This is a genomic window from Burkholderia sp. AU38729, assembly GCF_020419725.1.
Lineage (GTDB): Bacteria > Pseudomonadota > Gammaproteobacteria > Burkholderiales > Burkholderiaceae > Burkholderia.
In genome coordinates this window covers 323,549-344,165 of record NZ_JAIZQO010000001.1, presented here as the reverse complement: position 1 = coordinate 344,165, position 20,617 = coordinate 323,549, and the positions used below count along the sequence as shown (strand labels likewise).

General features: G+C 67.1%; 18 protein-coding genes and 1 pseudogene. 5 read left to right on the top strand and 14 right to left on the bottom strand.

The genetic code is table 11. The features are described from left to right. Positions 1-85: 85 nt before the first annotated feature. Complete coding sequence (locus tag LGM56_RS01455; RefSeq protein ID WP_226202343.1) at positions 86-1,468, top strand: amidohydrolase family protein; 1,383 nt, start codon at positions 86-88, stop codon at positions 1,466-1,468. A gap of 14 nt (positions 1,469-1,482) precedes the next feature. Further along, a pseudogene (locus LGM56_RS01450) lies at positions 1,483-1,614 on the top strand (Asp/Glu/hydantoin racemase); the annotation flags it as partial. Between the two features lie 39 nt (positions 1,615-1,653). On the opposite strand, the gene LGM56_RS01445 reads toward LGM56_RS01450, so the two are convergent. Genes LGM56_RS01445 through LGM56_RS01425 form a run of 5 tightly spaced genes read right to left on the bottom strand, consistent with a single transcriptional unit; the run spans position 1,654 to position 7,992 of the window. After that, entirely contained in the window at positions 1,654-2,379 is a 726-nt protein-coding gene (locus tag LGM56_RS01445; RefSeq protein WP_089426882.1) for an SMI1/KNR4 family protein, read from the bottom strand. Between the two features lie 34 nt (positions 2,380-2,413). Then, positions 2,414-3,715: a PAAR domain-containing protein gene (locus LGM56_RS01440; RefSeq protein WP_089496390.1), complete on the bottom strand. Its 1,302-nt coding sequence runs from the start codon at positions 3,713-3,715 to the stop codon at positions 2,414-2,416. Beyond that, positions 3,712-4,536: a DcrB-related protein gene (locus LGM56_RS01435; protein WP_226202342.1), complete on the bottom strand. Its 825-nt coding sequence runs from the start codon at positions 4,534-4,536 to the stop codon at positions 3,712-3,714. The genes LGM56_RS01440 and LGM56_RS01435 overlap by 4 nt, the downstream gene beginning before the upstream one ends. Before the next feature lie 47 nt (positions 4,537-4,583). Next, positions 4,584-5,153, bottom strand: a complete 570-nt coding sequence (locus LGM56_RS01430) for a hypothetical protein (protein WP_144023082.1) — start codon at positions 5,151-5,153, stop codon at positions 4,584-4,586. Beyond that, the gene (locus LGM56_RS01425; RefSeq protein WP_226202341.1) at positions 5,125-7,992 is read right to left on the bottom strand and encodes a type VI secretion system Vgr family protein; all 2,868 of its coding nucleotides are present in this window, start codon (positions 7,990-7,992) and stop codon (positions 5,125-5,127) included. Before LGM56_RS01425 ends, LGM56_RS01430 begins: the two co-directional genes overlap by 29 nt. Here LGM56_RS01425 and LGM56_RS01420 point away from each other — a divergent pair. Continuing rightward, complete coding sequence (locus LGM56_RS01420; protein ID WP_174973743.1) at positions 7,991-8,449, top strand: hypothetical protein; 459 nt, start codon at positions 7,991-7,993, stop codon at positions 8,447-8,449. The two genes, LGM56_RS01425 and LGM56_RS01420, sit on opposite strands and share 2 nt — an antisense overlap. Positions 8,450-8,967: 518 nt before the next feature. Then, on the top strand, positions 8,968-10,209 hold the full coding sequence (locus LGM56_RS01415) for an NAD(P)/FAD-dependent oxidoreductase (RefSeq protein WP_226202339.1): 1,242 nt from the start codon (positions 8,968-8,970) through the stop codon (positions 10,207-10,209). A gap of 30 nt (positions 10,210-10,239) precedes the next feature. Here the strand turns inward: LGM56_RS01415 and LGM56_RS01410 are convergent, their stop codons facing one another. From LGM56_RS01410 to LGM56_RS01370, 9 genes are all read right to left on the bottom strand, one after another. After that, positions 10,240-11,007 carry a FadR/GntR family transcriptional regulator gene (locus tag LGM56_RS01410; RefSeq protein ID WP_226203224.1) on the bottom strand — a complete coding sequence of 256 codons (768 nt, stop codon included), beginning with the start codon at positions 11,005-11,007 and terminating at the stop codon, positions 10,240-10,242. A gap of 190 nt (positions 11,008-11,197) precedes the next feature. After that, entirely contained in the window at positions 11,198-12,070 is an 873-nt protein-coding gene (locus tag LGM56_RS01405) for an amidohydrolase family protein (RefSeq protein ID WP_226202337.1), read from the bottom strand. Positions 12,071-12,130: 60 nt separating this feature from the next. Continuing rightward, complete coding sequence (locus LGM56_RS01400; protein ID WP_089496385.1) at positions 12,131-13,072, bottom strand: ABC transporter substrate-binding protein; 942 nt, start codon at positions 13,070-13,072, stop codon at positions 12,131-12,133. A gap of 97 nt (positions 13,073-13,169) precedes the next feature. After that, positions 13,170-14,207: an ABC transporter permease gene (locus tag LGM56_RS01395; RefSeq protein ID WP_089496384.1), complete on the bottom strand. Its 1,038-nt coding sequence runs from the start codon at positions 14,205-14,207 to the stop codon at positions 13,170-13,172. A 27-nt stretch (positions 14,208-14,234) separates the two neighbouring features. Further along, positions 14,235-15,773 (bottom strand): sugar ABC transporter ATP-binding protein, encoded by a 1,539-nt coding sequence (locus tag LGM56_RS01390; protein WP_089496383.1) that lies wholly within the window; start codon positions 15,771-15,773, stop codon positions 14,235-14,237. Positions 15,774-15,785: 12 nt separating this feature from the next. Further along, positions 15,786-16,562, bottom strand: a complete 777-nt coding sequence (locus LGM56_RS01385; RefSeq protein WP_226202335.1) for an SDR family oxidoreductase — start codon at positions 16,560-16,562, stop codon at positions 15,786-15,788. 43 nt (positions 16,563-16,605) lie between these two features. Beyond that, a complete protein-coding gene (locus tag LGM56_RS01380; protein ID WP_226202334.1) occupies positions 16,606-17,883 on the bottom strand; it encodes an L-fuconate dehydratase in 1,278 nt (425 codons plus the stop codon). Between the two features lie 23 nt (positions 17,884-17,906). Continuing rightward, positions 17,907-18,749 (bottom strand): ureidoglycolate lyase, encoded by an 843-nt coding sequence (locus LGM56_RS01375; protein WP_069252330.1) that lies wholly within the window; start codon positions 18,747-18,749, stop codon positions 17,907-17,909. 97 nt (positions 18,750-18,846) lie between these two features. Next, positions 18,847-19,611, bottom strand: a complete 765-nt coding sequence (locus tag LGM56_RS01370; protein WP_226202332.1) for an SDR family oxidoreductase — start codon at positions 19,609-19,611, stop codon at positions 18,847-18,849. Between the two features lie 662 nt (positions 19,612-20,273). Between LGM56_RS01370 and LGM56_RS01365 the strand changes: the two genes are divergently transcribed. Next, complete coding sequence (locus tag LGM56_RS01365; RefSeq protein ID WP_039366241.1) at positions 20,274-20,564, top strand: DUF3331 domain-containing protein; 291 nt, start codon at positions 20,274-20,276, stop codon at positions 20,562-20,564. Positions 20,565-20,617 lie beyond the last annotated feature (53 nt).

Here is a 20,617-nt window from a genome sequence, read left to right as displayed (position 1 = left end):
CGGGCCGCATGCCGCGCGCGGCATCGAGCCCGCGCGGCGCCTGACGAACCACAACCCGACTATCCGTATTCGAGGAGACCCGACCATGAGCGTTCCTTCTTCTTCGCTGCTGATCCGCAACCCGATCGCGGTCATGAGCGGCCGCACCGGCGACGCCGCACGGCTCGGCCAGGCCGACCTGCGCATCCGCGACAGCCGGATCGAGACGATTGCGCCCGATCTCGCACCGCTGCCCGGCGAACGCGTGATCGACGCGACCGACTGCGTCGTCTACCCGGGCTGGGTCAACACGCATCACCACCTGTTCCAGAACCTGCTGAAGGCCGTGCCGGCCGGGATCAACGCCGGCCTGCAGGAATGGCTCGCGGCCGTGCCGTATCCGCGCGTCGCGCGCTTCACGCCGGCACTCGCGCGCATCGCCGCACGGCTCGGCTTCGCGGAGCTGCTGCTGTCCGGCGTGACGACCTGCGCCGATCATCACTACCTGTATCACGCGGGCGGCACGACCGAGACCGGCGACCTGCTGTTCGACGAAGCGGCCAGTTTCGGGATGCGCTTCGTACTGTGCCGCGGCGGCGCATTGCAGGCGGCCGGCGATCATCCGGGCTTCGCCGGCACGGCGTTGCAGCCCGAGACGCTCGACCGGATGCTTGCCGATATCGAACGGCTGAAGGCGCGTTATCACGACGCGGGCACCGCATCGATGCGGCGCGTGGTCGTCGCCCCGACGACACCGACCTTCTCGCTGCCGCCCGACCTGCTGCCCGAAGTCGCGCGCGCCGCGCGCGGGATGGGCCTGCGGCTGCATTCGCACCTGTCGGAGACGACGCGTTACGTCGACTTCTGCCGCGAGCGCTACGGCAAGCTCCCGGTCGAATTCGTCGCCGAACACGAATGGCTAGGTCCCGACGTGTGGTTCGCGCACCTCGTCCATCTCGAGGAGAACGAAATCGCGCTGCTCGCCGAAACGGGCACCGGCTGCTCGCACTGCCCCGTCAGCAACGCGCGGCTCGGCAGCGGCATCGCGCCCGCACCGCGCATGGCGGCGGCCGGCGTGCCGGTGTCGCTCGGCGTCGACGGTGTCGCATCGAACGAATCCGGCAGCATGACGCACGAAGCGAATTTCGCGTGGCTCGTGCATCGTGCGGCGCACGGTGCGGCGGCCACCACCGCCGAGGAAGTGCTGCACTGGGGCACGCAAGGCGGCGCGCGCGTGCTCGGGTTGAACGCGGTCGGCACGCTGGAGCCGGGCCGGGCCGCCGATCTCGTGCTGTACGACGTGAGCGGGCCGCGCTTCAACGGCTTCCACGACTATTCGATCGCGCCGGTGACCGCCGGCGAGCCCGCGCCGGTGAAGTACAACATCGTGAACGGCCGCGTCGTGGTGGACAACGGCGAGATTCCGGGCCTCGACCTGGCCGCGCTGCGCCGCGAGGCCGTCGACGCCGTGCGGCAGTTGCTCGATTGAACGGACGCCCCGCGATGAATCCGCGCATCCGCATCGGCATCCTGACGCCGTCGTCGAACACCGCGCTCGAACCGCTGACGACCGCGATCGTCGCCGGGCTGCCGAACGTCAGCGTGCATTTCGCGCGCTTCACCGTGACCGAGATCCGACACGCCCGGCGCCCGAAAGGCGCCGGGCGTGTCTCATCATCGCTTGTCGGCTTCCTCGACGAAAATCTCGAACCACGCGTTCATCACGGCCCAGAAATCCACCGGCTCGAGTTCGGTCGGATTCTCGTGCCACCAGATCCGCCCTGCGTCGCTGCCGTCGCCGGCGCTGTCGCGCAGGTCGAGGCACAGATAGTCGCCGCCGCCATTCTGGAACACCGTCCACACGAGATCAGGATTCACGCCGAGCTGGCGCGTCTCGTCGGGCGTCAGGTCGAGCTTGTCCGTCAGCGCGGTCTGGTCGCCGATCGGCAACGGGCCCATCGAGTTCGCGGGGAAGAACGTCCAGCCGTTGTGCGTGAACTGGTAGAAGCTGCGCAGATCGTCGGGCAATGCGCGCCACAGCGGCATGTCATCCGATACGAGATCGCCGAGCGGCGGATGGCCGATGAAGAAGTTCAGGTCGTCCTGTTCGACCGTGTACGGATAGAGCAGGCACAGATCGCCGTTCTCCTTCTGGAACACGGCGGGGCGCCGCAGCTTCTCCGCGAAGAACTGCTCGACCGCCGGCAAGCGGCCGGCGACGCCCGCCCACATCTTCGCGAGCCAGTTGCCCAGCGCGGCGTCGGGCGTATCCAGCAGCACGCGCCATGCGGTCGGCACCTGCACGTCGGCGGGAATCTCGTTCGCTGCAAGCCAGACCTGGCCGCGCAGCTTGAAGCGCTTCAGTTCGGCCGTGTAAGTCGTTGCGGATAGCTCAATCATTGCCACTCACCCTTGAATTCGTCGTCGACACATTCTACTTGGGCTGATCGCCAAGCAAATCCTTGATCTGCTGCTGCAGCATCGTCCGGTTGTCGGCCTCGCGCTGCATCATCTGCTGCCTGAATCCTTCGTCCACCTTGATGCCGCCCTTCTTGTATTCGGTCCAGTCGGCATAGGACTTCGACCCCTTCGACGTGTTCGCCGTCTCGCTCAGGCCCGTGAAGTTGTCGGGGTTGTTCAGGACCTTGACCTGGTTGTCGAAGGACAGATCCTTGAACCCGGGCATCTCGGTGATCTCCTTCATCGATACGATGTGGTCCGCATGCAGCGGCTTGTCGATCGTCAGGCCCGGCAGCGCGGGATCGTCCATGCCGGGCTCGTAGTTCTCGTTGACCATCTTCTGGATCTTCGAGCTCGGCGTCTTGGCGCGCAGCTGATCGTACAGCGTGCGCGGCACGCCCTTGGTCGTGACGCGGACGTTGCCGCCGTTCGCGCCGAGCGTGTTCGGCTCGATCTCCACCTTGGTGCGGTTCAACACATCGACCGCGTTCTTCGCGGCTTCCGTGTCGGCGCCCTTCGCGCCCAGGCCGAGCAGCGCGAACCCGGCGACGCCGACCATGATGTCGCCGTAGCCGGGGCCCAGCGACTCGCCCCATGAATGGAGCGCATTCAGGCCGACGTTGGCGCCGATCACGGTGCCCGCGAACAGTGCGGTGGCGCCCAGGCCGGCCGCGAGCGCGCCCAGCCCGGCCGCGCCGAGCGCGACGAAGCCGAGCACTTCGAGGGCCGTCTCGAACATCGCTTCCGTGTCGTGAATCTCCACGACGGTGACGGTCTCGCCGCCGACCGTCACGTTGTCGCTCGCCGTCTTGATGGCGGCGCCGCATTCCATCTTCATCGACAGGCGCGCCATCGGCTTGCCGTTGACGGTCACGGTGCGCGACCCCTGCGCGACCAGCAACCGCGTCTGCGGAAAATGATTGAACGGCAGGCCGTTGCATTCGTCCGCATAGTCGACGCCGGCGCGCAGCGCGGAGCGACTGTTGACCGTGACGTTCGGCGATCCCTGATGCAGCATGCCGGTGGTTGGACCGGGCAGGTTGGCCGCTTTCTGGATGCCGCGGACCAGCGCGCCGCCGGCGAGGCCGCCACCCGCCACGCAGCCGCCGATGATCGCGACGAGCGCGAGGCCGCCGGTGGCCGCGGTCGCCGTCACGATGGCCGCCGCGACCACCGCGCCGACCACCGCGCCCGCGATCATGCCGAGCAGCCCGAAGCCATGCCCGATCTCGTCGCCCATGCGGGCCGCGCGCAGGGCGGCCTCGGCACCGCTCATGACGACGCGCCGTCCGGCCGCGCGGCGGCCTGCTGACGCAGGTGCGCTTCGATGTCCTGCAGCGAGACCAGCGGCGGCACCCCCTCCACGGCCGTGACCGCGTCGAGCCGGCGCAGCAGCGGGAGCCCCGAATAGCCCCGGCTGGGCCGCAACTCGTAGCGCCCTTCCGCCTTGAACAACCCCTGGCGGCTGTGCTGGACAATGCTCGGTTCGAGCGGCGAGCCGTCGCTCGCGAAGAACACCCAGTCGTGACCTTCGACTTCGCGCGTGCTGATCCGCTCGCACACCGTGCGCAGGTCCGGATAGACGCGCAGCACGCGTGTCCTGGCCGACAGCGCGAACACGTGCGGCAGGCCGTCGTGCGCGGCCGCCGGCGTATCGGCTTCATCCGGCACCGGCGGCATCAGGACGAACGACGCCAGGATCGACGTCCACGCGGGCACGTGCCGCTCGAAATCCTCCACGCGTGCATTGAGCGTGAACACCAGCATCGCGTCGTCGAGCCGGACCATCGCCTGCCGCTGCCGCAGCACCGTCTTGTCGCTGCGCCACTGGTAGTCGAGCATGATGCCCGGCAGTCCGCCGATCGTGACGGCCTCCCGCGCGAGCGGCTTGTAGCCCGGAAACTGGCGCTTGAACGCCGTCTGCTGCACATCCGCGTACGCGCCGGCGTCATCGAGCGGCGTGTCGTAGTCGCGCGTCACCACGAATGCGACGTCCTTGCGACCGGACGCATCCGGCAAATGGAACACATTCATGGTCTGGTCGCGCCAGCCGTCGGGCAACGCCATGCGCCCCTCGTGCAATCGGTAAGCCGCCATTCCGTTTTTCCTTTTATCGATCCACGCACATGCGTGAGGGGCGCGCGTTACTTCGCCTTCTCGCCGAAACCGACGCTCGACAGGCAATCGGGGTTGCGCTCCGCGAACCCGAACACGAGTTCGCCCCAGGGTGTCTCCGAGCGGAACGTCGTCTCCTCGTTCGGCGAGCGGCCCGTCGGCGTACCGGCGATCCGCATCCCGGCGAAATGCGCCTTCACGTCGTCGCGGCCGACGCAACGGCCGGACAGCGTCAACGTCAGCGCACCCTGCGCGCCGCCTTCATTGCTCGTGCGCAGCACGACGCGCTCGATCTGCGTGCCGTCGTCGAGCTTGATCGGCGCGCCATCGTCGTTGCTCCAGAACGTGAAGTATTCGTTGCTCGATTCGCTGCGCGCGAGCTTCGCGTGCAGCAGGTGCTCGACGGGTTCGCGCCGGATCGGCTGATGCGCGCCGATCTGGTCGATCACTTGCCAGAGACTGAGTTGAACGGTTGTGTGCATCTTCTTCGATCCTTGCGAACACGCCGGTGTCACGCCCAGCGACAATGCGAGCAGCAGCGAGGCGGCGATCGCCGCGCCGCGGCCGCGCTTAGTGGGACGGGGGGTAAGTACGGTCATACCAGCTTCCGTAGTACGTTTGATAATTGACATACTGGCCGTTGACGGGCACCGACGCGTATTCGCCCGTGCCATAGACGTGGCCGATGGCGGCCCGTGCCGCGTTCGCGTCGCCGTTCTTCACGAACTGGTTGTACGCGGCATTGTAGGCCGGCGAATTGGCCGGATTGCCGGCGATCTGGATGTCCGGGCCGCCGTGCGCGAGGATTTCGCGCTGCACCTTGATGTTGTTCATCGTCGCCGCGCCTTCGTCCGCCAGTTCGCTGTTGACGTAATTGGTCTTGCTCGATAAATCCGGCGCGCCCGGGTACAGCGCGTGTCCGGTTTCATGCGCGAGCCCCTGGACGACGGCCTGCGGATTGCCGCGGTCGTTGCCGTCGATCACGATCGTCGGCGGCTGGCCGTGCTTGTTCGTGGACGACCCCTGATTCGCCGGACCGTACTGGATATGCCAGCCGTCCTTCTGCAACTTGGCGATGTCGTGTTCGAGCGTCGGCGACTTCGCGGCGAGCTTGTCGACGTCGGCGCCGAGCCCGGTCGCCACGGCTTTCTTCGGCGCGCCTTTCGCCTGCTTTTTCCCGTGCGCCGGCGCAGCAGCGGCTGCCCCGCCGCCACCGCCGCCGCCTCCTCCTCCGCCCCCCCCTGCCGCCGGCGCGGCGGCGTTCGGCTCGGGATCGGTCGGATCGTTCACCGGCACGAGCGGCGGCGCCGCGGGCCCGGTCGCGCCATCGGGATTCAGGTCGACACTTTGTGAGCCCAGCACGACCACGCGCGTGCCGTCGAGCACGATCTGCCCGTCGGCCGACAGCGTGATCTTCGCCTTCCCGCATTCGAGCACGATCGACTGGGAGCCCTTGACGTGCACGTGCTCGGTATCGGATTCGATCTGCACGGGGCCCTTCGCCTTGAGCGCCATATGCTGTTCCTGCGCATGCAGGATCACCGCCGTCTTCGCCGTGTGCTGGATGTGCTCGTCCTGCGACTGCACGGAAATCGCCTTACGCACGATGCTCGCGTGCTGGCCCTGCGTGACGACGTTGGTCTGGTTCGGGCCGTTCACGACCGTCACGTGATTGTTCTGGACCGTCGTGGCCATATCCTTCTGGCTGTGGATATTGACCAGTTCCTCGCCTTTCTTGTCGTGGATCACGACTTCGCAGAACCCGCCGCCGCCGGGCGTGGAGTTGCTGTGAAAACCCATCTGGTGCGCGCCGTCGGGCAGGCCGTAGGGCGGCGTCTGTTCCGCGTTGAACATGCGGCCGACGATGATCGGCCGGTCGGGATCGCCGTTGAGGAAATCGACGATGACCTCCTGGTTCACGCGCGGAATCGCAACGGTGCCCCAGCCGCGCCCTGCCCACGGCTGCGACACGCGGATCCAGCAGGAGCTGTCCTGGTCGTTCTTGCCGTAGCGATCCCACGGGAACTGCACCTTGATCCGGCCCATGCCGTCGGTATGAATCTCCTGCCCCTTCGGGCCCACCACGATCGCGCTCTGCGGGCCGGGCATCACCGGCTTGTCATGTTGCCGCACCGGACGATACGGAATCTTGCTGCGGATCAGCGTCAGTTCGTTGCGGAAACTGCCGGGCTGCGCCGAGGCATCGTCGAAGTTGTTCTTCGCGTCGATCCGGATCCCGACGACCAGGAACGTGTTGTCGTCCTGCTTGGCCGGGTCGAACCAGAAGTGCCCGTCGATCTTGAACTTGCGGCCGACCGTGAGCCCGCGGCAACCGGATTTGCCGCGAAATACCTTGGCCTGCCACTCGTACACCTCGAGCCGGCGCTTGGCCTCCGCCTCGCCCGCGCGGGTGTCCTTGTAGGCGAATGCCGAACTGCCGTCGTACACCTCGAGCTTCGGTGCATTGCCCTGATCGGCCAGCGTCGGCAGTTCGACGTAAGGCCGGCCCTTCGGGTGCTTGTAGTCGAACGTATGCAGCGCCACCACGCCGGGCTGGGTTTCGCGGCTCGCCGATAGCGCGGTCAGGCGGTCCGCCTGCTGCACGCCGCTCGCCGCGTTGTAGGTCACGACGGGATCGTGCGCCTGGTCGGGACAGGACGCCGAATCGTCGGCGATCACGAGCGTGTGGCCGTCCTGCCGGTATTCGAAGTAGTAGAACAGCCCGTGCCGCTCGAGCAGCCGGCTGACGAAATTCAGGTCGCTTTCCTGGAACTGGACGACGTAGTCCTCGGGCTTCAGTTCCTGCTTGATGTGCGTCTGGTAATCGACCAGCGCGCCATAATCGGCGAAGACCTTGCGCAGCACGTCGAGCACCGTGACCTGCTGATAGATCCGGCTGTTGACCCGCTTGCCGAGATACCAGAGCCACGGCGCCAGGTCGCCGCGATAGTGCGCGATGCCGCCGTCGTTGCGCTCGAAGCCGAACCGGACCAGATAGCCGTGAATCTGCCGCTCCGATCCGTCCTGGAGCGTGATGTTCACGGCGACCGCCTGGTTCAGCACGTCCTTGAGGTCGATCGACGGATTCTGCGTGATCAGGTCGAGCGTGTAGCCGGGCATTTCGGACAGCGCTTCGCCGCCGGTGATCGCCGCGATCGACAGCGCGCGGTTGCCGGTCAGCGACGACTGGAAACGCAGCAGGCGCGTCGTCTCGCTGAACGGCAACGACGCGGCAGAGGCGCCGGGCTGCGCGGCCGTCTGGCCCGGAACGAAGAATTGCGGTGCGGAAGCGAGATCGGAAAGCGGCTGCCCGGCGAGCGGGTGATCGTCGACAGCCGGCGGCGCGTCGGCAGCCGCCATCGGCATCGCCGAGGCGCCCGCGCCGCGCATGCCGGCCATCGCGCCGGAAGCGAGTTGCCCGGCAAGCGGATTCAGCATGCCGGCCGCCGGTGCGGCCATCGACGCCGCAATCTGCGCCGGATTCCCGCCGGCGGCCAGGGCCTGCATGACGGCCGATGCGGTCGGCGCGATCTTGCCGACGACGGGATTCGCCGCCGCGGCCATTTGCATCGCGCCCGACTGCAGCGCGCCGGCAAGCGGGGACGATCCCGCGGACTCGGCCAATCCGGCGATTCCTGGCAACTCTTTCATGGGCCCTCTCGCTTTCTTTTCTGATTGCCGCGACGCAGGCGACGCGGCATTACTACATGTCGATGTCCGAAATATTAATTTCCGAATGCATCTTCGACGGAATGCGATTCGCGGCTTTCAGGCAATCAATGCAATCGCATTCGCCAGCAGGCAAACATTCGAGAAAATCGGCATTTTCTCCCACGCTTATGTCTTTTTCTTGGCGGGGATCGGCTGTCTCTCACGACAAGCGGCGCCATCATAACGGCCCGTCTCGGGCGAGTCCATACCTTTCAATTAAGTAGTCCCCTCGAATTCCGGCAGCCAGCTGATCATGCAGCCGACCTTCATTTCACGGGACGGGTAATTTTGACATTTCCGCGATGCAGCACGGGATAATTTACCGATACGGTAAATAACCACAAGTCGGCAATTCAAAAACAAATGAGTCCCGGCGAATCGCACCGCAACGCGGTTTTCCGGCATGGTCAGTCATTCCGGAATGACTGGAGCCGCACACCTGTCGATCACGCAATCGACTTTCGCTGGCGTATTGCGCGCCCGCATGAGATTGACGCATTTCCGGACGGAACGCCAACGGATTGTCGCCGGCGAGCGAACGTGTCGCTTCGTGGCATGACGCGCATGAAACCCGATGCGCGCCCAACCGTCGGGCATCGCGCGACGCACCCGTGCGCTCCGGAGGTATCCTCGGGTTCTGAACGGACCATGCATCTTCACGCAAACGGTCCATCCGCTAACCCTACTCTGTCACCGTCATTCATGGATTTCGACGTCATCGTTCTCGGCGCAGGCATCGTCGGCGTCTCCTCGGCACTCCACCTGCAGGATCGCGGGCGCAAGGTCGCCCTCGTCGATCGCGGCGCGCCCGGCGAAGGCACGAGCTTCGGCAACGCGGGGCTGATCGAGCGCTCGTCGGTCGAACCGTATCCGTTCCCGCGCAGCCCGTTCACGCTGATGCGCTATGCGCTGAACCGCTCGACCGATCTCTACTGGCACAGCGCGTCGCTGCCCGCATTCGCGCCCTGGCTCGCGCGTTTCTGGTGGGAATCGGCGCCGCTGCGTCACGCGGCGGCGTCGCGCGACATGCTGCCGCTGATCGAGCGCTGCATCGTCGAGCACGACGCGCTGATCGCACGGGCCGGCGCCGGCGAGCTCATCCGCGCGAACGGCTGGCTGGAAGCATTCCGCACGCCCGCCGCATTCGAACGCGGCGTGACCGAAGCCGGACTCACCGCGCGCCGTCACGGGCTCGGCATCACGCCGCTCGATGCGGCCGCGCTGCGCGCGCACGAACCGAGCCTCGCGCCCGGCTTCTGCGGCGCGCTGCACTGGCTCGATCCGAAAAGCGTCGTCGACCCGTCCGCGCTCGTCAAAGCGTACGCGCAACTCTTCGTGCAGGGCGGCGGCACGCTGCTGACGGGCGACGCCGCGAGCCTCGACGCGCTGTCGCCGGGCTGGCAGGTCAGGACGCAGGACGGCATGGCCGCCGCGCCGGCCGTGGTCGTCGCGCTCGGCCCGTGGTCCGACACGGTGTTCGGCAAGTTCGGCTACACGATCCCGCTGCGCGAGAAGCGCGGCTATCACATGCACTACGCACCTTCCACGCGCGGCGTGCCGTCGGCGCCGATCGTCGATCGCGAATACGGTTACGTGATCGCGCCGATGAAGCGCGGGCTGCGGCTGACGACCGGCGTCGAAATCGCGCGGCGTGGCCTGCCGCCCACCGGTGTGCAGCTCGAACGCGCGGAACGCGTCGCGCGGCCCGTGTTCGGTTTCGGCGAGCGGCTCGACCCGCAACCGTGGCTCGGCTTCCGGCCGTGCACGCCCGACATGCGCCCGGTGATCGGCCCCGCGCCCGCGCATCGCGGGCTGTGGTTCGCGTTCGGCCACAACCATCACGGGCTGACGCTCGGCCCCGTCACCGGCCGCCTGCTGGCCGAGATGATGACGGGCGAAGCGCCGTTCACCGATCCGGCGCCGTATCGCGCGGATCGCTTCTGAACGGGCAACCGGCCATGCTTCGACGCGCGCTCAATCGAGCGCGCGCCCGAAGATGCGGATCACTTCGTCGAGATGCTCGGCCATCGCACGCCGCGCGGCGTCCGGGTCGCGTGCGCGGATCGCATCGAGGATCGCGCGGTGTTCGAGTTCCGAGCGGTGCGGCATGTCGTTCGGCATGTACAGCGACTGCAGCCGCTGGAACATCAGGTCGTACTTGTGCGCGAGCAGCTGCTTGATCATCAGCGCATACGCGGCGTTGTCGCTCGCCTCCGCGATGCGGATATGAAACAGCCGGTCGCCCGGATGCGTGAGCGAGCCACTGAGGTTGTCTGCCTGGTTGCGCAGGAACGCCTCGTGGATCCCTTCGATCTGCTCGTCCGACCCGTGCTTCGCGGCCAGCGCTGCGGCTTCCGGCTCGATCAGCCGGCGCGCCTGCAGCAACGCGAACGGCGGGATTTCGGTATCGAGGTCGAGTGCGATGCCGAGTTCGGGATCGATCTCGACGATCGTAAACGGCGCGGCCTTCTCCGCAGGGACAGGCGCGGGTTCAGGCGGGGCGGCCGTTTCGGGATGGCGCACCTTCACGCCGTCGCCGACGCGCACGCTCACGAGTCCGCTCACTTCGAGCGCGATCAGTGCCTCGCGCACCGAGGTGCGCGACACGCCGAACTGTTCGGCCAGTTCGCGCTCGGGCGGCAGGTAGCTGCCCGGCGGAAAATCGCCGGACTCGATCATCGCACTGAGCTTGTCGGCGATCTGCTGGTAGAGGCGGCGGTTCTGAATCGGCTGGATGGACATACGTCGGGACTGGTGATCGGTTTCGTTCCGGACGGCCGCGCGCGCATCGCACGCAACCGTTTGCGCATATTCTAAAGGTTCGGCCCCGAGCATCGGGCGCAGCATCGATGCGACCGCAACCATCGACACACCGCGGCACCCTTCGTCATTCGTCCGACGAAGTCACGCCCCAACGGGCATGCCCGCGCGCTCACGTCGGCACCGCATAGCAACGCGCGGCGGTGCCGCCCCACAGCGCGGTGCGCTCGGCCGCCGACAGCCGCGATTCGGCCCAGCGCTCGATGATCGACGCCACTTCGTCATACGACGCCGCGAGCAAGCACACGGGCCAGTCCGACCCGAACATCAGCCGCTGCGGGCCGAACGCGTCGAGCGCCGCGTCGAGACACTGCTCGATGCGCCGGACGTCCTTCCCGCGCAGCCCGCGCTTCCAGTCGGCCTCGGTCACGAGCCCCGACAGCTTGCACACGACATGCGGCAGCGCGCTCAGCTCGCGCAACGCGGCGCGCCAGCGCGCGAGCGCCGTGTCGTCGCGCTCGAAGTCGGCGAGTGCGGGCTTGCCGACGTGATCGAGCACGAGCCAGTGCGCGTCGTGCCGCGCACAAAACGCCCACACGTCGCGCAACTGGCGCTCGAACACGAGCACGTCGTACACGTAGCCGTTCGCCTGCAGCCACGCGATGCCGCGGTTGAAGCCCGGCTCCGCGACGAACGCGCCGGCATCGGCTTCGTCCTGCACCTGGTGGCGAAAGCCGCGCAGCTTCGGGCTGCGCCATTCTGCAATGCGATCCGCGAGCTGCGGCGCGGCGAGATCCTCCCAGCCGACCACCGCCGCGATGCGCGCATCGTCGCGCGCGAGATCGAGCAGGAACGCCGTCTCGTCGCGCCCGGCGCGCGCCTGCACCGCGATCGACGCGCCGAGCGCCTGCGCGTGCATCAGCGGCCACAGCGCATCGGGCAGGTAGTCGCGCGCGAGCACGCCCATGCCGGGGCCGATCCACGGGTAATCGGCGGCGCGGTAGCGCCAGAAGTGCTGATGCGAATCGATACGCACTGCGCCCATGATGCCCTCGTGTCCGGTCGCCGCGGCGGCGTCGCGCGCCACCGCCGCGCGACGCAACGTTCAGTCGTACAACACCGCCGCGATCTTCGGATCGTCGATATTGGTCTTGTCGTACCAATAGAAACCGGTATCGATGACCTTCGGCAGCTTCTCGCCCTTGATCGCCTTCACGGCCGCCTCGACCGTCTTGTAGCCGATCCCGATCGGATTCTGCGTGATCGCGCCGGCCATCAGCCCGCTGCGGATCGCGTCCTTCTGCTGCTTGCCGGAATCGTACCCGACGATCACGACCTTGCGCTTCATCTCGCGCACGCCGTTGACCACGCCGATCGCCGAGCCTTCGTTGGTGCCGAACAGCCCCTTGAGCTTCGGATACGCCTGCAGGATCGACTTCGTCACCTCGGTCGACTTCAGCTGGTCGCCTTCGCCGTACTGCACGGTCACGACCCGCACCTTCGGGTGCGCCGACTTCATCCGTTCGAGGAAGCCGTCGCGGCGGTCGATGCCGGTGCGGCTCGTCTGGTCGTGCGCGACCACGGCCACCTCGCCCTCGTCGCCGATCAGCGCGGCGAGCTTGTCGGCGGCGAGCGACGCGGCGGCCTTGTTGTTGGTCGCGGCCGTCGTCACCGGGATGTCGCTGTCCACGCCCGAGTCGAACGCGATCACCGGGATCTTCTCGGCCTGCGCCTTCTTGAGCAGCGGCAGCGCGGCCTTGCTGTCGAGCGCCGCGAAGCCGAGCGCGGCCGGCTTCTTCGCGATCGCGGCCGACAGCATGTCGATCTGCTTGTCGACCATCGCCTCGGTCTCCGGCCCTTCGAACGTCACCTTCACCTTGTAGTCTTTCGCGGCCTGCGTCGCGCCCGCTTTCACGGCCTGCCAGAACTGATGCTGGAAGCCCTTCGAGATCAGCGGGATGTAGGTTTCCTGCGCCTGCGCGCCGGCCGTGACGCCGACGGCGAACGTCAGCCCGACGATCGCGTTCAACACCTTGCTCCTGATCACTTCGCGTCTCCTTTTTTCGTATCGACTCAACCGACTGGAACGACTGGGACGCCGGCCGGGACCGGCGATGAAGCACCTGCCTGCGTGAATGCGACCGTCAGCGGCGCCGCCGGCGCAGGATATCGACGTAGACGGCGAGAATGATGATCACGCCCGTCACGACCGTCTGCCATTCCTGCGCGACCGACATGATGCGCAGGCCGTTCGTCAGTACGCTCATGATGAACGCGCCGATGATCGTGCCGACGATGCTGCCCGCGCCGCCCGACAGCGACGTGCCGCCGATCACGACGGCCGCGATCGCATCGAGCTCGTAGCCCTGCCCGAGGGCGGGCTGCGCGGAATTCAGCCGCGACGCGATCAGCAGCCCGGCGATCCCGCACACCGCGCCGCTGAACGTGTAGACCGCGATCTTCCACGCGTCGACGTTCACGCCCGACAGCCGCAGCGCTTCCTCGTTGCTGCCGAGCGCGAAGGTGTAGCGGCCGAAGATCGTGCGGTTCAGCACGATCGACGCGCCGATCGCGACGAGGAACAGGATCAGCACCGCGTTCGGAATCGGCAGCGCGGGAATCAGGTTGCCGATCAATGAATCCTGCGCGATCGACGTGAAGCCCGGCGTGTCGTTGAAGTAGATCGGCCGCGTGCCCGAGATCACGAGCGACAGCCCCTTGAGCAGCATCATCATGCCGAGCGTCGCGATGAACGGCGGCACCTTCATCTTCGCGATCACGAAGCCCGATACGCTGCCCGACAACGCGCCGAAACACAGCGCGGCCAGGATCCCGAGCGGCAGCGGCATCCCCCATTTCGTCAGCACGACGCCGGCCATCACTGCGCAGAACGTCATCAGCGTGCCGACCGACAGGTCGATGCCCGACGTGATGATCACGTAGGTACAGGCGACGGCCAGCACGCCGTTCACCGCGGTGGCCTGCAGGATCGCGACGAGGTTGTCGACTTCGAGGAAGTTCGGCGACGCGACGCTGAAGAACACGATCAGCAGCACGAGGCTCGCGAACGCGAGCAGCTTCTGCCGCGCGGCCGGATTGAAGAAGCGCGACTTCACGCTCGATGCGCCGGCCGGCGTGTCGCCGGACGCGAGGGGCGGAACGGGATGCGTATCGTTGGACATGATCGGGTAAGCGTCTCGGCGTCTGATTCAGGACAATACGGTCGACTCGCGCTGTGTCGCGAGCTGCATGATCTTTTCCTGCGTGGCGTCGGCCGCGCGCAATTCGCCGGTCACGCGCCCTTCGCACATCACGAGAATCCGGTGGCTCATGCGCAGCACCTCGGGCAACTCCGACGAGATCATCACGATCGCCTTGCCGTCGGCGGCGAGCGCGTCGAGCAGCTTGTAGATCTCGCTTTTCGCGCCGACGTCGATGCCGCGCGTCGGTTCGTCGAAGAACAGGATGTCGCAGTCGCGCAGCAGCCACTTCGCGATCACGATCTTCTGCTGGTTGCCGCCCGACAGCAGCCGCGCCGGCTGCGCGACCGACGGCGTGCGGATCGCGAGCTGCCGCACGTACGACTGCGCGGTGTCGCGCAGCGCACGCGCGTCGAGAAACACGCCGCGGCGCACGAAGCGGCGCATGCTCGACAGCGCGATGTTGTTCTGCACGTCCATCCCGACCGCGAGCCCGAAATGCTTGCGATCCTCGGACAGGTAGCCGATGCCGTGCTTCACCGCATCGGCCGGCGTGCGGATCGTCACGGGCTTGCCATGCACGCGGATCTCGCCCGCATCGACCGGGTCCGCGCCGAACACCGCGCGCGCGACCTCGGTGCGGCCCGCGCCCATCAACCCGGCGAAGCCGAGAATCTCGCCGCGCCGCAGCGTGAAGCCGACATCGCGGATCGCGCGGCCGCGCGACAGCCCGCGCACTTCGAGCGCGACGTCGTTCGCGGACGTATCGGGCGGCGTGCGGAATTCGGTCGCGAGCTGACGGCCGACCATCATCGCGATGATCGTGTCCATCGACGTGTCCGCCATCGGCACGGTCGCCACGTACTTGCCGTCGCGCATCACGGTCACGCGATCGGCGATCTGGCGCAGCTCGTCCATCTTGTGCGAGATGTAGACGATGCCGACACCATGCGCGCGCAGGTCGCCGATGATGCGGAACAGCTCGGCGATCTCCGCGTTGTTGAGCGCAGCGGTCGGCTCGTCCATGATCAGCACGCGCGAGTCGAACGACAGCGCCTTCGCGATCTCGACCATCTGCTGCTTGGCCACCGTCAGCCGGCCGACCGGCGTACGCGGGTCGAGATCGAGCCGCATCCGCGCGAAGATCGCGGCCGCGTCGCGATTCAGCTTGTCTTCGTCGACGAACACGCCGAAGCGGCCGCGCGGCTCGCGGCCGATGAAGATGTTCTGCGCGACGCTCAGGTGGTTCATCAGGTTCAGTTCCTGATGGATGATGCCGATCCCGAGCGCCTGCGCGGCGCGCGGATCGGCGATCTCCACCGCGCGGCCGTCCATCCGGATCTCGCCTTCGTCGCGCGGGTAGACGCCCGCCAGGATCTTCATCAGCGTCGACTTGCCGGCGCCGTTCTCGCCCATCAGCGCATGCACTTCGCCGGCACGCAGGTCGAAATGGCAGTCGTCGAGCGCCTGCACGCCGGGAAAGCGCTTGCCGATGCCGGTCAATGCGATCAATGGTGGCGCGGCGTTCGGAGTCGGGTCAGGTTGCATGGATCGCCGCCCTCAGCTGATCGCACGGTCGAGATGCGTATAGCCGCCGTCGACGAACAGCCACTGGCCCGTCGTATGCGAGGCACGTTCCGACAGCAGGAACACGGCCGTATCGGCGATTTCGTCGGCCGTCGTGAAGCGTTGGCCGAGCGGCACCTTGCCCGCGATGCCGGCCAGCTTCGCGTCGGGGTCGTCGAAGCCGGCGAGCCAGTTCCGATACAGCGGCGTCATCACCTCGGCCGGAATCACCGCGTTCACGCGCACGCCGTCGTCGCGCAATGCGACGGCCCATTCGCGCGTCAACGCGAGCTGTGCGCCCTTCGACGCGCAATAGCCGCTCGTGTTGCCCTGCCCGGTGACGGCCGTCTTCGACGAGATATTGACGATCGCGCCGTGCGACGCCTTCAGATGCGGCACGCAGTAGTGCGCCATCACGTAGTAGTGGATCAGGTTGCGTTCGAGCGACGCGACGAATGCGTCGCGCCCGGCATCGAGCCCGATGTTGTCGTTGACGCCCGCGTTGTTGACCAGGCCGTCGAGTCGACCGAAGCGCGTGACCGTTTCCGCAACGGCATCGCGGCACCGCGCATCGTCCTGCAATTCGACCGGGATGCACGCGGCCTGCGGCTGCTTCTGCACGACGGCGCGCCAGAATGCATCGTCGGGTGCGTGGCGCGCGAACACCACCGGAATCGCGCCTTCTTCGGCCAGCCGCATCGAAATCGCGGCGCCGATGCCCGACGCGCCGCCGGTCACGATCACGACCTTGTGTTGCAGATTCAAATCCACTTCGCGTCTCCGTCGTTCATGTTGTCGGCACGCTCGACGCGTGTCAGCCGCGGAACCGGTACTGCTCCAGCGATTCGGGCTTCATCTCGATCGAGAAACCGGGCGCCGTCGGCGGCATGTACGCCGCGCCGCGCACCACGCACGGTTCGACGAAATGCTCGTGCAGGTGATCGACGTACTCCGTCACGCGCCCTTCCTTCGTGCCGGCAATGCAGATGTAATCGATCATCGACAGATGCTGCACGTACTCGCACAACCCGACGCCGCCCGCATGCGGGCACACGGGCAGCCCGTACTTCGCGGCCATCAGCATCACCGCGAGAATCTCGTTCACGCCGCCGAGCCGGCACGCATCGATCTGCACGACGTCGATCGCGCCGCGCGCGATGAACTGCTTGAACAGCACGCGGTTCTGGCACATCTCGCCGGTCGCGACCTGCACGGGCGCGATCGCCTCGCGGATCTTGCGATGCCCTTCGACGTCGTCGGGGCTGGTCGGCTCCTCGATGAACCACGGCCGCGCGAACGCCAGCTCGCGCACCCAGTCGATCGCCTCGTCCACTTCCCACACCTGGTTCGCGTCGATCATCAGCTTGCGGTCCGGGCCGATCACCTCGCGCGCGATCGTCACGCGGCGGATGTCGTCCTCCAGGTTCGCGCCGACCTTCAGCTTCACGTACTCGAACCCGGCGTCGACGGCTTCGCGGCACAGCCGCCGCAGCTTGTCGTCGCTGTAGCCGAGCCAGCCGGCCGACGTCGTGTAGCACGGGTAGCCGTCGCGCTCGAGCAGTGCGATCCGGTCGGCCTTGGCCGGCGCCTGCCGGCGCAGCAGGTCGAGCGCTTCGTCCGGCGTCAGGCAGTCGGTCAGGTAGCGGAAGTCGATCGCGCGCACCAGTTCCTCGGGGCGCATGTCGGCCACGAGCCGCCACAGCGGCTTGCGTTCGGCTTTCGCCCACAGATCCCACACCGCGTTGACGACCGCGCCCGTCGCCAGGTGGATCGCGCCCTTGTCGGGGCCGATCCAGCGCAGCTGGCTGTCCGACGTCACGTGCCGCCAGAAGCGGCCCATGTCTTCGCGGATCCAGTCGAGGTCGAGGCCGACGACGAGGTGGCGCATCGCGTCGATCGCCGCGCAGCAGATCTCGTTGCCGCGCCCGATGGTGAACGTGAGCCCGTGACCCTCGAGCCCGTCATGATCGGTTTCGAGCACGACGTAGGCCGCCGAATAATCGGGGTCCGGATTCATCGCATCGGAGCCGTCGAGCTGGCGCGAGGTCGGGAAGCGCACGTCGAGGACGCGCATCGATCGAATGATAGGCATGACGAACCGTCCGTTAAAGGAAATCAGGCCTGCACGGTGCGCTGGCGTTGCTCGCCGAGCCCGTCGATGCCGAGCGTGATCACCTGTCCGGCGCGCAGGTAGACGGGCGGCTTCTGCCCGAGGCCGACGCCCGGCGGCGTGCCGGTCGAGATCACGTCGCCCGGCTGCAGGCTCATGAAGCGGCTCAGGTAGCTGATCAGGTGCGGCACGCGGAACACCATCGTCGCGGTCGTGCCGTTCTGGTAGCGATGGCCGTCGACGTCGAGCCACAGCCGCAGTGCATGCGGATCGGGCACTTCGTCGGCCGTCACGAGCCACGGCCCGAGCGGCCCGAACGTGTCGTTGCCCTTGCCCTTGTCCCAGGTGCCGCCGCGTTCGAGCTGGAATTCGCGCTCCGACACGTCGTTCACGACGCAATAGCCTGCGACGTGCGACAGCGCGTCGGCTTCCGCGATGTAGCGGCCGCCCTGGCCGATCACCACGCCGAGCTCGACTTCCCAGTCGGTTTTCTCCGAGCCGCGCGGAATCTCGACGTCGTCGTTCGGGCCGGAGATCGCGCTCGTCCACTTGCCGAACACGACGGGCTCCTTCGGCACCTCCATCCCCGATTCGGCCGCGTGGTCGGAATAGTTGAGCCCGATGCAGATGAATTTGCCGACGCGGCCCACGCACGCGCCGAGCCGCGGCGTGCCTTCGACCAGCGGCAGCGACGACGGCGGAATGTCGCGCAGTCGCGCGAGCGACGCCGGCGCCAGCACGTCGCCGGCGATGTCGTCGATCACGCCGGACAGGTCGCGGATATGGCCCTGCGCATCGAGCAGGCCCGGCTTTTCATGGTGTTTGTCGCCAAATCTCAGCAGTTTCATGTCGTGTTGAGCCGATACGGAAAGTGAATGGGAGGGCGCGGTTAGTTCGACACGGCCGGTTAGGCACGGCCGGTTAGGCGCGGCCGGTTAGGCGCGGTCAGTTCGACCAGCCGCCGTCGATCAGGTGGATCGCGCCGGTCGTGAACGACGCTTCGTCGGACGCGAGGTACAGCGCGAGCGCGGCCACTTCCTCCGCGGTGCCGATGCGTCCGATCGGCTGGCGCGCGACGAATGCCTGGCGCACTTCGTCGGTCGATACGTGGCGCGTGCGCGCCTGGTCCGCGATGCGTTGCGCCAGCGACGGCGATTCGATCGTGCCCGGGCAGATCGCGTTGCAGCGGATGCCCCGCTCGACGAAATCGGCGGCCACCGCCTTGGTCAGGCCGATCACGGCCGCCTTGGTCGTGCCGTACACGAAGCGGTTGGGCACGCCCTTCACGCTCGACGCGGCCGACGCCATGTTGATGATCGACGCGCCGCCGGCTTCGAGCATCGCGGGCAGCAGCGCGCGGATCAGCCGGTACATCGACGTGACGTTCAGGTTCAGCGAGAACGCCCATGCTTCGTCGTCGCAATCGAGGATCGAGCCGTGGTGCACGAAGCCCGCGCAGTTGAACAGCACGTCGAACGCGCGTTCGCTCGCGGCGAGCGCCGCGACGTCCCGCGCATCGGTCACGTCGAGCCGACGCGTGGCCAGCCGACCGCCCGCGCGCTCGGCGTCGGCCTCGAGCCGCACGAGCGCGGCTTCGTTGATGTCGGTCGCCAGCACGTCGGCGCCCTCGCTCGCGAAGCGCAGCGCGGTCGCGCGGCCGATGCCCTGCCCGGCCGCCGTCACCAGCGCGCGTTTGCCCTGCAATCTCATGAGCACCTCCCGAAGAAGCCGGCCACCCGTCGGCCGATTGGCACAAAGGACTAAAGGTCCAACCAATCATAGGAAGTGAGGCCGCGTTTGTCACGGAATCGGGATTCAGTATTTACCCGGGTGGGGAAATCGGGCTGTTGAGCAAGCATTCGGCGTTCGACAGCGCCCGGGAGCACGTCCCGGGATTCGGACAAATCCAATACCGGTGGGTCTTCCAGTCGATTCTTTCGCACAAGCGGGGCACGACATCCGGCCAAACTGACGAAAAAGTCATGTTCACGTCAGGGTCTCAACGGGATGCGCGCGCCATCATGACGTACCGGACTGCGCATCCGGTCCATCGCCACCCCGCCCGCGTTCGATCCCTGCGGGCACCTCCGTCCCCCCGGCGATGGGCTCCGTGACTGGGCGAGCAGACACGGCGCGCAGGCCGATTTTCCGCCCCGGGCTTCGTGTCCGGGGCGTTTTTGTCAGTGGTTTCCAAGAAAATAAGCCTGGATTGTTTCTAAATCGGCAAAAGGTAATTTGAGCCAGACAGGATGTTTTTTCCGGTCACAGACGCTTACATTTAGCGCACCACTCATGGAAACCGCTACGGATTCGCCATCGGGTAGTGACATCCACTGCCATGACCGAACCGCACGAGCTTTAGGAAACGGCAAATGAAGGCCTCCAAATCCCTGCCTGCGCTCGATCCCGCCGACGTCCACGTCGAAATCCTCGAACGTTCCGATACGCTGCTCGTCGTCCGCTGGGTCGAGCCCGGCCGCTGTCACTACGGTGAACAGCGCTGGCGCCGCCGCTTCGCGCAACGCACCGGCACCTGCGCGCTGTCGCGCCAGGTGATCCACCGCGGCGACGAAGTCTTCCGCCCGGCCGAACGCCCGGCGCCCGCGAACGCGGCCGCGATGATCTCCGCCGCCGAAGTGCTCGCGCTGGCCGGCGGCAGGTAAATCCTGCCGGCCATACGTCACCGCACGCGGCGCCATCCGATGCGCCGGCCCTA